General features: G+C 61.5%; 16 protein-coding genes. 3 read left to right on the forward strand and 13 right to left on the reverse strand.

What is annotated here, in order from left to right; all coding sequences use genetic code 11:
* Window positions 1-303 precede the first annotated feature (303 nt).
* Entirely contained in the window at window positions 304-864 is a 561-nt protein-coding gene (locus LU682_RS17300) for a PQQ-dependent catabolism-associated CXXCW motif protein (RefSeq protein WP_010953585.1), read from the forward strand.
* Window positions 865-918: 54 nt separating this feature from the next.
* Window positions 919-1584 (forward strand): response regulator, encoded by a 666-nt coding sequence (locus LU682_RS17305; protein ID WP_010953584.1) that lies wholly within the window; start codon window positions 919-921, stop codon window positions 1582-1584.
* Window positions 1585-1629: 45 nt separating this feature from the next.
* On the opposite strand, the gene LU682_RS17310 is transcribed toward LU682_RS17305, so the two are convergent.
* The 12 genes from LU682_RS17310 to LU682_RS17365 all read right to left on the reverse strand — a co-directional run bounded on the left by LU682_RS17310 (window position 1630) and on the right by LU682_RS17365 (window position 12731).
* A complete protein-coding gene (locus tag LU682_RS17310) occupies window positions 1630-3528 on the reverse strand; it encodes a PAS domain-containing hybrid sensor histidine kinase/response regulator (RefSeq protein ID WP_060494870.1) in 1899 nt (632 codons plus the stop codon).
* Window positions 3497-4660: a nitric oxide-sensing protein NosP gene (gene nosP, locus LU682_RS17315; RefSeq protein WP_010953582.1), complete on the reverse strand. Its 1164-nt coding sequence runs from the start codon at window positions 4658-4660 to the stop codon at window positions 3497-3499. Before nosP ends, LU682_RS17310 begins: the two co-directional genes overlap by 32 nt.
* Before the next feature lie 140 nt (window positions 4661-4800).
* Window positions 4801-5988 (reverse strand): porin, encoded by a 1188-nt coding sequence (locus tag LU682_RS17320; RefSeq protein WP_010953581.1) that lies wholly within the window; start codon window positions 5986-5988, stop codon window positions 4801-4803.
* A gap of 295 nt (window positions 5989-6283) precedes the next feature.
* Entirely contained in the window at window positions 6284-6883 is a 600-nt protein-coding gene (locus tag LU682_RS17325) for a trehalose-phosphatase (RefSeq protein ID WP_010953580.1), read from the reverse strand.
* On the reverse strand, window positions 6883-7581 hold the full coding sequence (locus LU682_RS17330; RefSeq protein WP_004574211.1) for a Fic family protein: 699 nt from the start codon (window positions 7579-7581) through the stop codon (window positions 6883-6885). Before LU682_RS17330 ends, LU682_RS17325 begins: the two co-directional genes overlap by 1 nt.
* Window positions 7582-7675: 94 nt before the next feature.
* Window positions 7676-8461, reverse strand: coding sequence for a phosphate ABC transporter ATP-binding protein PstB (gene pstB, locus LU682_RS17335; RefSeq protein WP_003254117.1), 786 nt, complete (start codon window positions 8459-8461; stop codon window positions 7676-7678).
* A 50-nt stretch (window positions 8462-8511) separates the two neighbouring features.
* Window positions 8512-9405, reverse strand: a complete 894-nt coding sequence (gene pstA / locus LU682_RS17340) for a phosphate ABC transporter permease PstA (RefSeq protein ID WP_010953577.1) — start codon at window positions 9403-9405, stop codon at window positions 8512-8514.
* Window positions 9402-10370: a phosphate ABC transporter permease subunit PstC gene (pstC, locus tag LU682_RS17345; RefSeq protein WP_004574212.1), complete on the reverse strand. Its 969-nt coding sequence runs from the start codon at window positions 10368-10370 to the stop codon at window positions 9402-9404. The genes pstA and pstC overlap by 4 nt, the downstream gene beginning before the upstream one ends.
* A 70-nt stretch (window positions 10371-10440) precedes the next feature.
* The gene (pstS, locus tag LU682_RS17350; protein WP_060488884.1) at window positions 10441-11472 is read right to left on the reverse strand and encodes a phosphate ABC transporter substrate-binding protein PstS; all 1032 of its coding nucleotides are present in this window, start codon (window positions 11470-11472) and stop codon (window positions 10441-10443) included.
* A gap of 217 nt (window positions 11473-11689) precedes the next feature.
* The gene (locus tag LU682_RS17355; protein ID WP_010953575.1) at window positions 11690-11923 is read right to left on the reverse strand and encodes a hypothetical protein; all 234 of its coding nucleotides are present in this window, start codon (window positions 11921-11923) and stop codon (window positions 11690-11692) included.
* 71 nt (window positions 11924-11994) lie between these two features.
* Window positions 11995-12420, reverse strand: a complete 426-nt coding sequence (locus tag LU682_RS17360; protein WP_010953574.1) for an MAPEG family protein — start codon at window positions 12418-12420, stop codon at window positions 11995-11997.
* Window positions 12417-12731 (reverse strand): hypothetical protein, encoded by a 315-nt coding sequence (locus LU682_RS17365; protein WP_049586280.1) that lies wholly within the window; start codon window positions 12729-12731, stop codon window positions 12417-12419. Before LU682_RS17365 ends, LU682_RS17360 begins: the two co-directional genes overlap by 4 nt.
* Window positions 12732-12837: 106 nt before the next feature.
* Here LU682_RS17365 and LU682_RS17370 point away from each other — a divergent pair, with 106 nt between their 5' ends.
* Window positions 12838-13656: a helix-turn-helix domain-containing protein gene (locus LU682_RS17370; RefSeq protein ID WP_010953573.1), complete on the forward strand. Its 819-nt coding sequence runs from the start codon at window positions 12838-12840 to the stop codon at window positions 13654-13656.
* Here the strand turns inward: LU682_RS17370 and LU682_RS17375 are convergent.
* On the reverse strand, window positions 13646-14431 hold the full coding sequence (locus LU682_RS17375; RefSeq protein ID WP_010953572.1) for a 2-keto-4-pentenoate hydratase: 786 nt from the start codon (window positions 14429-14431) through the stop codon (window positions 13646-13648). The genes LU682_RS17370 and LU682_RS17375 overlap by 11 nt on opposite strands.
* Window positions 14432-14516: the final 85 nt, after the last annotated feature.

The raw sequence follows: 14516 nt of genomic DNA on the forward strand, positions 1-14516 counted from the left end.
CTGGCGTGTAACCCGTGTGGGAGCGGCCTTGTGTCGCGATTGGGCCGCAAAGCGGCCCCAGCAATCTATGCATGATGCCGAGATCCTGGGGCCGCTGCGCGGCCCTTTCGCGACGCAAGGCCGCTCCCACAGGGATCGCGCCAGCTTTCAGAAATTGAGCAAGACAGTTGCTCCCTAGGGCGTCTCCATGCCTTCAGGCGCCCGGCCATCTACTACTTTAGTACTGCATTTACTGTCTATCGTCGCATTCACAAAGCACCGCCACTGGCATGTAATGAGTCCATAACAAAAAGGAACCCCCCCATGCCACGTGCCCTGCCCCGGCTGCCACGCCCTTTGCTGGCGGTACTTTCGCTGAGCCTGACGCTAGGTATCGCCCAGGCTGACACGGCGCCGCTGTTCTCCGCCGACGGCTATCGCACCACGCACTATCGCAGCCCGACCCCGCAACAGGTCGAAGGCGGCCAGGTCGTCGACACCGCCACTTTGCAAAGCCTGCTGGGCCAGACGCCCCGGCCGGTGCTGATCGACGTCTATCGCCGTCAATGGCTGCAAGGTCGCTTCATAGAAGACCAGCCGCATAGCAACCTCCCTGGCAGCCTGTGGCTGGCCAACACCGGCGACGGCGAACTGAGCCCGGCATGGCAGGACTACTTCGTGCGTAACCTGCAAAAAGCCACGGCCGGGCACCTGGACCAACCACTGGTCTTTTACTGCCGCTCCGATTGCTGGTTAAGCTGGAACGCGGTAAAACGCGCGAAAGCCTTGGGCTATAACAACCTGTACTGGTACCGCGACGGCCTGGATGCCTGGCAGCAAGCCAACCTGCCATTGCAGCCGGCACAACCGGTGCCGTTTCCCTGAAGTGCCTGTGTATGCGTGCCCCGCTCCATCCAATAAAAACAAGGTGAAAAGGCCATGTACAAAATTCTGATTGCCGACGATCACCCCCTGTTTCGCGAAGCCATCCACAATGTCATCAGCGATGGTTTCCAGGGCAGCGAGGTCATGGAGACCGCCGACCTTGAAAGCGCCCTGGCCCTGACCCAGACCCATGACGACCTCGACCTGATCCTGCTCGACCTGAACATGCCCGGCATGCACGGCCTCAATGGCCTGATCACCCTGCGCAACGAGGCGCCAACCACGCCGGTGGTCATCGTTTCGGCCGAGCAGGAAAAGCAGATCGTGCTGCAGGCCATTACCTACGGTGCCGTGGGCTTCATCACCAAGTCGTCGCCACGCTCACAGATGATCGAAGCGATCGAGCAGATCCTCAATGGCAATGTCTACCTGCCGCCAGACATCATCCGCGCGCAAAAAAGCAGTACCAGCCGGCGCCATAACGATGCCCCGAGCTTCCCTCCGGAAATGCTCCAGGCCCTGACCCGCAAGCAACTGCTGGTGCTCGAGCGCATGACCAAAGGCGAATCGAACAAGCAGATCGCCTACACGCTGGACATCGCCGAAACCACCGTCAAGGCCCACGTTTCGGCGATTTTGCGCAAACTCAATGTGCACAACCGGGTACAAGCCATCCTCAGTGCTGGCGATATCGATTTTGCTGATTATCTGCGCCGTTGAGCTGTTCCGGCCGCTTCGCGGATCAACCCGCGAAGCGGCCAACCGCTATGCCAAGCCACTGGCCAGCAGATGGCTCATCGCCGTCTTGAGTTTCATCGGTCTTACGGGCTTGTGCATCAGCGTGTGACCCAGTTCGCGGATCTGCTGCTTGAGATCGTTGCTGTAGTTGGCCGTGATCATCAGCGCCGGTAGCGGCTGGGCGCGGCGGGCATTGATCCGCGCTACGGCGTCGACACCGTTGCAGTCGTTGTCCAGGTGGTAGTCGGCAATCAGCAGGTCGGCGTCAGCGTGGTAGTTGTCCACCTGACGCGCCAGGTCTTCCTCCGACAGCGCAGTCACCACACGGCAGCCCCAACCTTCCAGCAAAGTGCGCATGCCCGCGCAAATCGCCGCATCGTTATCCAGCACCCACACCCTCGCCCCGCGCAAGCGTTCGAGCATCGGCTCGCAGATAACCTGGCTCGGCTGGGCTTTGGGAGCAGTGGTGCTCAGCGGCACCTCGACAGCGAACACCGAGCCTTTGCCCAGCCATGAACGCACGCGGATCCGGTGGCCGAGGATGCCGGCGATCTTCTCCACGATTGCCAGGCCCAGACCCAGCCCACGGTCCTGGTCCGGGCGCTGCACATCACCCCGCTTGAACTCCAGGAACATGTCTTGCAGGTGTTCTTCGGCAATGCCGATGCCGCTGTCCCATACTTCAATCCGCACGCCACCGCGCAGGCGCCGACACCCCAGCACCACGCGCCCGCTGGGGGTGTAGCGGATAGCATTGCTGAGCAGGTTGCGCAGGATGCGTGCCAGCAGCTGGATGTCACTGCGCACGACGGCAGAACACCCCACAAAATGCAGCTCTAACCCTTCGCTACGCGCCACCTGGACGTATTCGGCAGCCAGGTTGTCCATCAGTTCGTGGAGGGCAAACGGGGCGACATCTGCCTTGATCACCCCGGCATCGAGTTTGGAAATATCCACCAGGGTACCCAACAGGTTTTCCACATCCTCCAACGAATTGCTGACATTTCGCACCAGGTGGGCAGCATTTTGCGGCTCATCGCGCTCGAGCAACGCACTGGTGAACAGCCGCGCCGCGTTCAGCGGTTGCAGCAGGTCATGGCTGACCGCAGCCAGGAACTTGGTTTTCGACAGGTTGGCCTGCTCGGCCTCGCGCTTGGCCTCGCGCAGACGCGACTCGGCCTGGCTGCGCTCTTCGATTTCGCGCAGCAACTGGTCGTTGAGGCTGGTCAGTTCGGCAGTGCGCTCGCGCACCCGTTGCTCCAGGTGCTGATACGCCTGGTGCAACGCCTGTGCGGTGTTGCGGCGCTCGGTGATGTCGCGGATCAGCACGAAGATACCCACCACTTCGCCACTGGCCAGGCGGTTCGGTACGTAGGAACGCAGCATGTAGCGTTCCTGGCCGTTGATATTGGTCTCGGCGAACTCGAACGTCACGCTCTCCCCCGCCAGTGCCCGCGCCACATAGCCTTCCAGGCGCTGGTAGTGCTGCTCGCTGTGGGCCTCGCGCAGGCTCTGGCCCAGCATCACGCCATGCGGCCAGCAATACCACTCTTCGTAAACCTTGTTGGTGAATTCGTAGACCAGATCGGCGTTCAGGTAAGCGATCAGTGCCGGGACGTTGTCGGTAATCAGGCGAATCTGGTGCTGGTGGGCCGTCTCGGCCCGCTGCCGGGCCTCGCTGAGCAGGCGGTTGACGGCCTTGAGCTCGGCCATGGCCTGGTTCAACGCATCGGTGCGTTCGCGTACCTGCTCGGCCAGCACCACTGAATGCTGGAACGCGGCGTATGGGTCGTTGCCCCGGGTCACGCCCGACTCGATGCGCTCGATCAGTGCGTCATTGATACGCTGCAGCTTGTGGTTCTGATGCTGCAGCCGGGTCAGCTCGGCCTGCAGTTCAGCGACCGACAGGAGGCCGGTTGCGGGCAATGGCGACCCCGGTGAAGGTCTGGTTGATGTGCATGCCATTGAACTGTTCTCCGTAGGTGTTGAAGCCAATCACCCGTTGCTCGCGCAGGAACGCGCCGACCGGCTCCAGGCCGCGGTGGGCCTCCAGTTCCAGCCGCCGCAGGAAACAATCACAACCGATGGTCAGCAGCAGCGGTCCGAGACGCTGGTGCAGGCCATCGAACAGCTGGTGCAGGTTCGGCAGCAGCGGGCCCGGGGTCATGGCCGTGAGCACGATGCCGTTCTCCACCGCGCAGTAGAAGCTCAAGCTGAGGTCAGGATGCATTTGCTGGATCGCCCGCACGTAGTACTGATCATGAATGCGCACGGCCAGCGGGTGGGCGGCGAACACCCGGTGATCGAGCGCAGCCACGGGCACACCGATGTGGCGGGCATATTCCTCGGCCGCCGGCTCGGCATTCAGTTCGAAAACCCGGCGCTGGGCGCTGTCGGCACCGGTTACCACCAGCTTTTCCTGGCGCGGCAGGATGTGATGCGTGGTGAACACTTCGAAGTCGAGCCAGGTGTTGACCAGCACCACCACGGCTGCGCCGTTGTGGAATGCACCGCCGTAATACACATGGGTGCGGTTCAGGTAATTGTCGTCACCGGCCGAGCCGCCGAAGTGCGGGATATCCCCCAGTGCTGCGCTGAGTGCGGCAAGCACCATCTCCTCGCGGCTGGACAAGCCATCGAGCAGCGTGAGTGCAAAGCTGTGGCCCTTGATTGGCGCCAGGGTATTGCTGCGGCAGGTGCCGACCAGCCGCTCGACCATCTGCTGCGCGTCGATCAGGCTGAAGCGCTCCATTTCATCGATCAACGCGGTGGCGATCGAAAAGTGCCGGTGATCGAAGCCGACCGCCGTCACGCAATTGCGGCCGTAGCCCAGCGGGGTGATTTCACCGGCGCTGGTGCAGCCGACCAGGCGTATGCCGCCAAAGTCCTGTTCCAATGCTTCGCCCAAAGCCTGCAAGTCGTATTCGGCGGAGCAGAAGAACAACACGAAACCCAGGTGCGGGTGCAGCAACTGCCGCGCCAGGTCCTGAGCGGCCAGCCGTGCGTCGGTAGCCTGAGACATGGCACTGACCACACCGTCGTTATGAGCCTGCTGCATCGTGGTCTCCGGCACGGGGTGGCTGAGTGATCAGTTTAAGGAGGTGGTGGTGGGTGACGAATGCTACTTGGGTAGCGGGTGGGCGGTTCCATGGGCGTAAAAGACCGTGTCATTCGGGGCCGCCTAGCGGCCCCGGCCGCTTACCAGGTCAACACCGCGCCCACCGCAAAGGTATCGGTGTCTTCGTTCTGCGCACTGGTGTCATGCCCGTCGATGGAAAACTGGTTGTACTCGGCCACCAGTTTCAGGTTGTCGTTGATGTCATGGAACAGCGCCACACCCCGGGTCTCGTAGTCCGCGCCGCTGCCAACCGCACCGTTGCCATCGTCCTTGGTCTTGCCATAGGACAGCGCCACGCGGTTCTTGCCGAACTTGTACGAGCCCTGCAGCAGGTAGCCATCACTGTCGACATTGCGCAAAACCGGTTCGCCGGCATTGTTGGTGAAGAACGGGTTGATGCCTTTGGCCTGGAACCCCGAGCCGGTCAGCGACCAGCCGCCCATCTTTGCCTGCACCCCGTAACCCACCCCCTTGGAAGTGATCGTTTCTACCGTGGAGTCAGTATTGTCCGAGGTCTGGTAACTGCCGTTGACCCAACTGTAGATCTGCGCGCCACCGAGGTCGAACTGGTAGGTGATCTCGCTCTCGGTGCGTGGGTTTTCCTGGTAGGCCTTTCCGGTCGGGCTGCTGTCGTTGGTGTCCACCGGGTCCATGATGCCCACCGCAACCCGTAGGCCCTCCATCACGGGCGTACGGTAGGTGATCTGTGAGGTAGGGAACGGGTATGGGTAACCGCTGCCAATGTTGCCGAACGACACCCCGCCGCCGTCCACCAGCCCCAGGGTGTCGCTGACCTGGCCATAACCGGCCAGCAGTTCGTCGAGCAGGATGTTGGATCGGGCGAACAGCCCGAAGTCCTTGCCGATCAGCACCTCGCCCCACTCGGGGTTGGCCACCGTGCCATAGAACTGGCGCACGTCGATGGCGGTGTCGGTGCCGTTGGTTTCACTGTCGTTGATGGTTACCCAGAACGAGGCACGCGCGCCGAGTTTCAGGTCATCCACCTGCTTGCCCATGTTGAAGCCTAGGTAGTTGGGCAAGAAGCCCATCTTCACCCGCGACTGGCGGCGGTCAAACTGCTCGCCCTCACGGTCGACCTCGCTGTTGACGTAGAAGGCGTTGATATAGCCATCGGTGGAAAACGTCGTCTGGTCCTTGTCGTACAGCATGATCTCGGCTTCGGCGACGCTGCTCAGGCCAAGCGCAGAAAAGCTGGCGATGGCGGCTGCGAGAAAACGAGGCGGCAGGTGCTTATTGTTGTTGTGCATGGCGCGCTCCAAACGGGGACGGGATGTCGGAGGCGATTATCAGAAGTGGGCAAATTGCCAGAAACGCTGCTTTGGCGTGGGGTGGCGAGTGCTTTGGGGCGGGAGGGTACGGCCCGGTGATTTGGTCCCGGTACCTGCTTGGGTCCTGGTTCGAGACTTATGGCTCAGGCAGGAGTGGCAGGCGGGTATCAATACGATTGAATGAACCGGGGCCGCCTTGCGGCCCTTCGCGGGCTCGCCCGCGAAGGGCTGCAAAGCAGCCCCAATTACATTATCTGAGCGGAATCTCCTGGCTTCAGGAAGCCAGTGCCTGCGAACGCTGGCAAGCGGGCATTTCATAACGGTGCGGTTGCTGCCAGGCCAGCCGTGCCTGCACATCCACCACCGCGTCCTTCACCTTCTGCGCCCAGTGCTCATCCTTCGGGCACACCACCACCACGCGGAAACCGTGGTCGACACCTTCCAGGCGCACACCTTCGGAATCATCTACGTGCAGGTCAATATCAAAAGCCGAAGGCAGCTTGGAGGGAGCGTTTTCCAGCCCGCGCTGGGCCAGGATGTGCTGGTGCCGACCGCTGTTGACCACGCCATCGACATGAATGCCGTAAAGCATCAGCCACCGGCGGATGTAAGCCGGGGTACGCCCCGAGGAGGTGTAGATCCAGATGCTGCAGCCCTGGCGGCGCAGGTCGCGGACCAGTTCGCGGGTGCCGCTGCGCAGGGGCTCACCCAGCCAGCGATGGACGAAACCCGGCAGCTTGCTGTCCTCGGCGGCGGCGTGTTCGGGCAGGCAGGCCAGCGTGTCGTCGATATCGAACGAAATGCGTACCTGGCCACGCTTGAGCTTGCGTTCGATGGCTTGCCGCCCTCGTGCGAACAGGGATGAACCTTGCATCAGCGGCTCCCCTCGCAGGCAGGCACGGGCGTGCCGTTCAGGAAGAACTTGCCGGGCTCAGGTGCTTTCGCTTCCAGGAAAGCGGCGTACTTTTTCTTGATCTTGGGGAGTTCGTACAAAGCCTTGACACCGTGTTTGGCGGAGTTGCGTATGACCGAGGACGGGTTGAAGTAACCCTCGGCGTTGTCCAGCGACAGCACGAATGGCGGCAGCCCGGCACGCATCAGCAAATAGCTGACAATAAGCGAACCCGTGCGGTTGTTGCCTTCGATGAACAGCTGCGGCTTGCTGAGGATCCGTACATACACACCCGCTGCCCGCTTCCAGATGGAATCGCTGCGGTACGCGCAGTACCAGTTGTACAAATCCTTGATGCCACCTTCCACGTTGTTGAAAAAGTGCGCTTCGGTTGCCGCAAGGTGCGGGGCGAATTCCAGGCGACGGGCCGGGTCGCTGCCGCATAGCACGGTGGCATTGATTTCCAGCATCAGGTTCAGCTGTTGCAGATCGAACAGGTCGATACCGCGAGCGACATAGTCGTCAATCAGCGCATAGCCTTCAACCACATTCAGCAGCACCTCGTCGGTAAACGGGTCCCGCGGTTCGGTGAAATGCTGGCTGAGTTCGGCAAAACGGCCCTGCACCTCGCGCAGTGCGCGCTCTACCGCTGACAGATCAAGACGACGCGTCGCTCGCATTGGTAATCCTGGGTAACACTTTAACGGAAGGTAACGCGGCCGGGTGTTGCAACCTTCCTGGCTGCAACACCCGCCCACCTTGAGCTTGCATGGTTTAGCTGAACTTGCCGCTGATGTAGTCGCTGGTCAGCTGCTCGCGCGGGTTCTGGAAAATCTGCGCGGTCGGGCCCATCTCGACTAGGTAGCCGGTGCGGGTGCCCTGGGAAATATCCACCGAGAAGAACGCGGTGGTGTCGGCCACACGAATCGCCTGCTGCATGTTATGGGTCACCAGGGCGATGGTGTAGTCCTTTTTCAGCTCGACCATCAGCTCTTCCACGCGGCGGGTGGCAATCGGGTCGAGTGCCGAGCAGGGCTCGTCCAGCAACAGCACTTCCGGCTCGGTGGCGATGGCACGGGCGATGCACAGGCGCTGCTGCTGGCCACCGGACAGTGACAGCCCACTGACCTTGAGTTTGTCCTTCACTTCGTCCCACAACGCGGCGCCTTGCAAGGCGTGCTTCACGCGATCGCCCAAGTCGCCTTTGTAGCGGTTCAGGCGCAGGCCGAAGGCCACATTGTCGAAGATGCTCATCGAGAACGGGTTGGGCTGCTGGAACACCATGCCGATATAGCGGCGCACTACAACAGGGTCGACACCCTTGCCGTAGACATCCTGCCCAAGAAAGTGCACATGGCCTTCGAAGCGGAAGCCCTTCACCAGGTCATTCATACGGTTCAAGCTACGCAGCACGGTACTCTTGCCGCAGCCCGAAGGGCCGATGAAACCGGTGATCTCGTTTTTCCTGATCGGCACATGGCTGTCACGCACGGCCATGAAGTTACCGTAGAAAATCTTGTCGAGCTTGCAGTCCATGACGATGGGGGCTTCGCTGACCATGGGAGCGGCTCTTTGCGCAGTGGATACGTTCAAGTTGGATGCTCCCTTTCTCAATACTTGGGCTTGCCGAAGACTCGGCTCAAAATGTTGATGACCAGCACGATCATTACCAGCACCAGCGAGGCCGCCCAGGCGAGCTCCAGCTGGTTGTCGAACGGCATGCCGGAGAAGTTGTAGATCAGTACCGCAAGCGAGGCTGTGGGGTTCATCACCGCCATGTCGCCGTCGTGGTAGATCCAGTAGTTGCTGAACAATGCGGTGAACAGCAGTGGCGCGGTTTCGCCAGCCGCGCGGGCCACAGCCAGCATCACCCCGGTGAGGATGGCCGGCAGGCCGGTAGGCAGGACGATCTTCCAGATCACCTGGGCACGGGTGCAACCCATGCCGTAGGCGGCGTCCTTCATGATCTTGGGCACCATCTTCATCGACTCTTCGGCGGTCAGCACCACGATCGGCAGCATCAGCACCGCCAGCGCCACGCCGCCTGCCGGTGCCGAGTAGGTACCGGTGGTCATCACCACCAAGGCGTAGGCAAACACCCCGGCCAGGATCGATGGCAGGCCAGTGAGCATCTTGGCGGCAAAGCGCGCAGCGTTGGCCAGTTTGCTGTCGGGGCCGAGTTCGGCCAGGAACACCGCTGCCAGGATACCGACCGGCACAGCGATGGCGGCGGCAATGCCGACCATGACGAAGGTACCGGCCATAGCGTTACCGAAACCACCGCCCATCTCGAAGCCAGTCGGCGGCAGCTCGGTGAACACTTCCAGGTTAAGGCGTGCCCCGCCGCGAGTGATCAGCATGTACAGCACGGAAATCAGCGGCACGCTGGCCACCAGTGCCGCGAACCAGGCCAGGGTGGTCAATACCAGGCTGCGCAGGGCGCGGCCTTCCAGCTTGCGCTGCAGGCTGGGCAGCGCGGCTACAGGGGTCGTCAGGTCAGTCATTGTTTGTTACCACGCTGGGCGTAGAGCATGATCATGGAGCCGAGGACGTTCACCAGCAGGGTGATGAACATCAGTACCAGTGCCGCGTACATCAGCACTTCGACCTCGTTCGGGCCGGCTTCCGGGAAGTTCAGCGCCAGCAGCGCCGCCAGGGTGTTGGCCGGTGCGAACAAGGACAGGGAAATGGTGTTGGCGTTGCCGACCAGCATGGCCAGCGCCATGGTTTCACCGAGTGCACGGCCCAGGCCCAGCACCAGCGAACCGAAGATGCCGGTAGCCGCCGAGGGCACCATCACCTTGAGGATGGCTTCCCAGTGGGTAGTACCCATGCCGTAGGCAGCCTGCTTGGTTTTCATAGGTACGCTGGTCAGCGCATCCTGGGAAACCGCCGCGATGGTCGGCAGGATCATGATCGCCAGCACCAGCGCCGCAGGCAGCAGGCCTGGGCCACTCAGGGAGGTGCCGAAAAACGGGATCCAGCCCAGCTCGCTGTTCAGCCAGGCGGTCAGCGGACGAATCGCCGGGATGACCACATAGATGCCCCACAGGCCGTACACCACGCTGGGGATGGCGGCGAGCAACTCGACGATGGTGCGAAACACCGCGGCAAGCTTGGCCGGAAGGAAATCCTGGGTCAGGAAAATGGCCATGCTGACGCCGAAGAAACCGGCGATCAACAGGGCGATCAAGGCGCTGTAAAGCGTACCCCAGATCGCTGGCAGAATACCGTACTTGCCTTGGTTAACGTCCCAGACGCTGCCGAACAACACGTCAAAACCGTGCTTTTCAATCCCAGGCAGTGCCTTGCGGCCGACTTCGTAGACCAGCGCGAAGACCAGCGCCAGCACCAGCACCACGCCAATGCGCGCAAGCGCACGGAAGGTGCGATCGACCAGAAAGTCTTTCGCAGACGGTGGCTGGCACGCGGAGTCGGGGTTATCCGGTATGGCAAAAGGAGTGTTCATTGGCGAGTTCCGGGACAAGGGACAAACACCCCCGGCATGGCTTCATGCCAATACCGGGAGCGCCTGGGTATTACTGGATGTTGGCGGACGCTTTACGCACCTGGTCGACTACCGACGGCGGCAGCGGGATGTAACCCATCGAGTCGGCGATGGTCTGGCCTTTGGTCAGGCTGTACTCGACCATTTCACGCATGGCCTTGGCTTTTTCCGGGTTGCCGTTGTCCTTGCGGAAAATCATCCAGGTATAGGAAGTGACCGGGTAGGACTTGGCACCGTCCGGGTCAGGCAGCCAGGCCACCAGGTTTTCCGGCATTTTCACCGCAGCCAGTGCTTCGGCACCGCTCTCGGCATTCGGCACTACGTATTGGCCAGCCTTGTTCTGCAACATGGCGAAGTCGACCTTGGCCAGCTTGGCGAAGCCGTATTCGATGTAGCCGATGGCGCCCGGGGTCTGGCGGACGGTGGCGGTTACGCCGTCGTTCTTCGGCGACTTGATGAACTTGTCGGTGGCCGGCCAGTTGACGGTGTTGCCTTCGCCCAGCCCTTGCTTGAAGTCAGCGTTGATGGCCGACAGGTGCTTGGTGAAGACGGCAGTGGTGCCGCTGGAGTCGGCACGCACGACCACGGTGATCGGGGTGGCAGGCAGCTTCAGGTCAGGGTTGGCCGCAGCGATTTGCGGGTCGTTCCACTGGGTGATCTTGCCGAGGAAGATATTGGAGTAGACGTCGCGCGGCAGCTTCAGCCCTTTAGGGTTACCCGGCAGGTTGTAAGCCAGGACGATTTCACCGGCGGTCATTGGCAGCAATTGCACGCCTTCGCCAACCTTGGCAATGTCTGCTTCGCTCATGGCCGAGTCGCTGGCGGCGAAGTCGACGGTCTTGTTCAGGAAGTCCTGAACGCCCGCGCCGCTGCCCTTGGACTGGTAATCGACGGTGACGCCAGCCGTGTTCTTGCTGAAGTCCTTGAACCAGGTCAGGTAGATCGGTGCAGGGAAGCTGGCGCCCGAACCGGTCAACCGAACGTTTTCTGCAGCAAAGGCTGCCGAGGTGGCGCAAAGGGAAACGGCAACGGCGAGTGCAGCAGACTTCATCAGGCGTTTCATCAAAATGTGCTCCATGTGATGGCCGGCACACTTTGCATCAGCTGTGTTACAACTTTGTGACTATTGAATGGCAGGCCGCGCGGTAGAGCTTATTGACTGTGCCATCAGGCGCCGAGCCGGAACCCTGGAACGGCTCCAGCCTCGACGCAAACGCTTGAAGGTGTCGATAGACCATGCAACTCGGCACCAAAAACAGGAACCCGGCCACTGCAGGCGATCAACCGATGCCGGCGAGACCTGTATCACCGGCATCCCCACAGCGGTTGCGGCATGCACATTCGAACTCAGCCTGGGCACGGGTGGAAAAGTTCAGGCTCAGACGCATCTTGTCCTGGGTGTCGTAGAGGTCGTAACCCTCCCCCAGTGCGGCAGGAAAGCCAAGCCGCCGAGGATAAGCCTCTTTCTTGAGTGGCACTGCGGGAACCACAACGAAGCGTGTCTGCATGATCATCCCCTTCGGCAGTGCTTAAGTATTAGTACTGCTATGTGAAAGCATCAAGATGACTCATGCAATATTTTGGTTCAGCCGCCTATTCTCGCGGTGATGAGTAAGCAGAATCCCAGCAGGCAAATGACCCCGATGCCATAGAACAACGTTCTCCAAGGCTGCAAACCCCGCAGGTAGGCCAGCGTGTGCAGGACCCTGGCAACCGTGAACACCACACTCAGCCATAGCACCGGTAGCGTGGCGGCTTCCAGCGCAACAGCCAGCCCGCCGAGGGCAAAGAACATGGGAATGTTCTCCAGGTCGTTGGCCCATACCTTGGCAGCACGTATCACCTGCGGGCGTTCTACGGCCTGGGCGATGCGCCTGAACACGGCAGCGTCCTCCGGGTTGGTGAACGCGACGAAGCGCAAACGGTGATAGCCCTGATAGCAGGAAACCAGGAACGTCTTGAGGAACAGCACCACCACACACAGCGCATAGGCCTGCAAGGCACTGCTCATGGCTGGCGCCCCTCGGCAACGCCTCTGGTCACCAGGTACAGCAACGGCCCCAGCGAAACGAACACGACGGTCAGCAGCAGGTAAGGCAGCACCGCGATCCCGGCTCTGCCGCGCATGCGGTTGTCTCGCACCATCCAGCAACCGGCCAGCCCGGCCATCAGGTACAGGTCGATGACCACCTGGGCCGTGTCCGCCTGCGCCAGCAGTGCCAGCCCGAATGCCAGCAGCGATTGCTCGGCAATCAGCATGGTCCCGCCGGTATACAGCGAAAACAGCACCAGTATTGCCAGCGCGCAGATACGCAAGCCCATATAGCTCTCCTTGATAGGGTTTGCCGGCACAGTAGTGATAGGGTTGCTTGCACTCAATGACCCGTGAGGTCATGGACATTGCACTCAAGGACGATCAGGGCAACGCATGAATCAGCATCTGTTCCATCGCAGCACCCCTGCCCCGCACATCTCAGCGGGCCAGCATCTTCGCGAACTGCGCCGTCAGGCCAACCTCAGCCAGCTGGAACTGGCGCTGCTGACGGGGCTGTCGCAGCGTCATCTGAGCTGTGTGGAAACAGGACGCGCCAAAGCCAGCCCAGGCACGTTGCATGCCCTCCTCTCGGCCCTGGATGCGCCGCTGGAGCGGTGCAACGAAGTGTTCGTTGCTGCAGGATACGCACCCCGCTACGCCGCCACGCCGCTCGATGCGCCTGAACTGGCCTTGGTGAATACTGCCATCGAGCATATTCTGCAGGTGAACAACCCCGCTCCGGCGATCGTCATCGACAGCCACTGGGACGTCATCGCCGCCAACGCCAGTACCGGGCTGCTGCTGGCGATGGCCGGTGTCAGCGCACAGCCGGCAACCGGCCTCAACCTGCTGCAGACACTGCTGTGCCCCGGTGGTCTGGGTGATCACCTGGCCAACGCGCCGGAAATCCGCGCTGCTGCCTGGCAACGTGCCTCCAGGGAGGCCGCAGGCAATCCGGCACTGGCAGCGCGCTTGCGCGACTTGCCGGCCCCGGCAAGCCCGTGCCAGATGACGACAGCCACCCCTCTGCTGCTGACCCGCGTGAACACCCCGTATGGTGAGCTGCGGTTCCTGTCCACGTTCACCACCTTTGGCATGCCGCAGGATGTCACCGTGCAGTCACTGCGCATCGAACACCTGATCCCCGCCGACCCTCAGACCCGGCAAAGAATGCAGGCAGCGTTCGAGCAATGGTCGGCAGTTACAGCGTAAACGTCAGGGTCTGGCCAAGGAACCTGGCGCTGACCTGGTGGCCTGTTTCATGCAAATCGAACGGCTGGCACATGGCCCCGGTGGTCACGACATCCCCGGCCTTCAAGGTCTGGCCACGCTCGGCAGCGTGTGCGTACAGGTGAGCCAGCGACACCAGCGGGTCGGTGGCCGCATCGCCAGACAAGCCACCGGCGCGCCGTTGGCCATCCACATGCACCTCGGTGGTTTCGGCCAGGTCGGCGAGCAACGGCACATTTATACCAGCGCCCAGGCTATTGCCGACCACCAATGCTTCAAACCCGACGTTGTCAGCCACAAAACTTGGCCAGCCGACAGCCTTGCGGTCGACAAAGCGCGAACGCACCACTTCAAAGGTGACGCACGTGGCACGAATATCCTCACTCACCGGTACGCGCCCGGCTTGCGGAGGAATATCCCGGTCCAGCACGAAGGCAATTTCGCATTCGATGGTCACCGGCGTAACCGCTGGCAGCTGGATATGTGCGCCATCGGCATGGCAACGCCCCGCTTCCAGTTGGCCAATCAAGGGCCGCGACAACTTGCCGGCACGCATGCCTGCCGGGCTGCCGACGCCCAGCTTCCACCCGGCGCGCTGGCCTGCGGCAGCGGCAAACAACTGGTCCTGGCTGTCATAGCCTTGTTTCAACGTCTCGGGCTTGAGGCTGGCGGGCAGTTCTGTCAGCAGGTCACCGCTGCGCCAGTGTTGCAGTAGCAAGGCTGCAGTGCGTTGGTGTACGAAGAGCGAACGGTTCATCAAGACCTCATTGAAATAGGCGATGGCGGACAACAGATGCTAGGGCCTGACATTGATAAGGATAAATATATTGTCATGATGCAAA

This window comes from Pseudomonas alloputida, from assembly GCF_021283545.2.
Taxonomy (GTDB): Bacteria; Pseudomonadota; Gammaproteobacteria; order Pseudomonadales; family Pseudomonadaceae; genus Aquipseudomonas; species Aquipseudomonas alloputida.

Excerpts from the sequence above, each read along its gene's own strand:
- LU682_RS17300 (WP_010953585.1), top strand. The coding sequence starts at position 304 with ATGCCACGTGCCCTGCCCCGGCTGCCACGCCCTTTGCTGGCGGTACTT.
- LU682_RS17305 (WP_010953584.1), top strand. The coding sequence starts at position 919 with ATGTACAAAATTCTGATTGCCGACGATCACCCCCTGTTTCGCGAAGCC.
- nosP (WP_010953582.1), bottom strand. The coding sequence starts at position 4,660 with ATGCAGCAGGCTCATAACGACGGTGTGGTCAGTGCCATGTCTCAGGCT.
- LU682_RS17320 (WP_010953581.1), bottom strand. The coding sequence starts at position 5,988 with ATGCACAACAACAATAAGCACCTGCCGCCTCGTTTTCTCGCAGCCGCC.
- LU682_RS17325 (WP_010953580.1), bottom strand. The coding sequence starts at position 6,883 with ATGCAAGGTTCATCCCTGTTCGCACGAGGGCGGCAAGCCATCGAACGC.
- LU682_RS17330 (WP_004574211.1), bottom strand. The coding sequence starts at position 7,581 with ATGCGAGCGACGCGTCGTCTTGATCTGTCAGCGGTAGAGCGCGCACTG.
- pstB (WP_003254117.1), bottom strand. The coding sequence starts at position 8,461 with ATGGTCAGCGAAGCCCCCATCGTCATGGACTGCAAGCTCGACAAGATT.
- pstA (WP_010953577.1), bottom strand. The coding sequence starts at position 9,405 with ATGACTGACCTGACGACCCCTGTAGCCGCGCTGCCCAGCCTGCAGCGC.
- pstC (WP_004574212.1), bottom strand. The coding sequence starts at position 10,370 with ATGAACACTCCTTTTGCCATACCGGATAACCCCGACTCCGCGTGCCAG.
- pstS (WP_060488884.1), bottom strand. The coding sequence starts at position 11,472 with ATGAAACGCCTGATGAAGTCTGCTGCACTCGCCGTTGCCGTTTCCCTT.
- LU682_RS17355 (WP_010953575.1), bottom strand. The coding sequence starts at position 11,923 with ATGATCATGCAGACACGCTTCGTTGTGGTTCCCGCAGTGCCACTCAAG.
- LU682_RS17360 (WP_010953574.1), bottom strand. The coding sequence starts at position 12,420 with ATGAGCAGTGCCTTGCAGGCCTATGCGCTGTGTGTGGTGGTGCTGTTC.
- LU682_RS17365 (WP_049586280.1), bottom strand. The coding sequence starts at position 12,731 with ATGGGCTTGCGTATCTGCGCGCTGGCAATACTGGTGCTGTTTTCGCTG.
- LU682_RS17370 (WP_010953573.1), top strand. The coding sequence starts at position 12,838 with ATGAATCAGCATCTGTTCCATCGCAGCACCCCTGCCCCGCACATCTCA.
- LU682_RS17375 (WP_010953572.1), bottom strand. The coding sequence starts at position 14,431 with ATGAACCGTTCGCTCTTCGTACACCAACGCACTGCAGCCTTGCTACTG.